Genomic DNA, 536 nt, shown 5'->3' on the forward strand with positions numbered 1-536 from the left:
ACACGGCTACGGTCGTAGTTGAGCCGGAAGGTGGGATGCACTTTTCCTTGGATGCGGTTCCAGAAGTTGCGCACGTTGACATGCAGGCCAATCTGCTCTGTACCGCGGATCAGCATGGATTGCTGACGAATCCGAATCAAACGTTGATGGCTCATCATCAAGCGGCGAGACAGCTCATCCAAGACATGAGAACGGCCATTGGCAGCCACCGGGGCAGATGCCTCTGCCGTCTGAACGGGTTGAGCCGATCCTTCGACCGCCTTGGGATGATAAGCCACACCTCGATAGAGCAGGTCAAGGTTGGTGGGCAAAACCACCGGCTTGGTCAGATGGCGGAACCGCCAGTCCAGCCCCCGGTAACGACCCCCCACTTTGCCGGGAGAAACCGCCGCTGTTGCAGAAGAGGGGGTGTAATCGACGCCACGGTAAAAGAGTTCCATGATCTTCGCCTCCAAATGAGTTGAGTTTTCATCCGTTCGCCTTCTCCCAAGAGAAGCCCCACGGTTACCAGAAGAGTTGAGGCGCGTTCCTTCGGG

The 536-nt window shown here is 57.1% G+C and carries 1 protein-coding gene; it reads right to left on the minus strand.

Features of this window, described 5'->3' with window-relative positions; all coding sequences use genetic code 11:
• Positions 1-440 (minus strand): DUF4278 domain-containing protein (locus NW819_RS12415; protein ID WP_414413931.1); only part of this gene is annotated, 440 nt, incomplete at its 3' end.
• Between the last annotated feature and the right edge of the window lie 96 nt (positions 441-536).

The sequence above is a fragment of the Synechococcus sp. R8-2 genome, assembly GCF_047461715.1.
Lineage (GTDB): Bacteria > Cyanobacteriota > Cyanobacteriia > Thermostichales > Thermostichaceae > Thermostichus.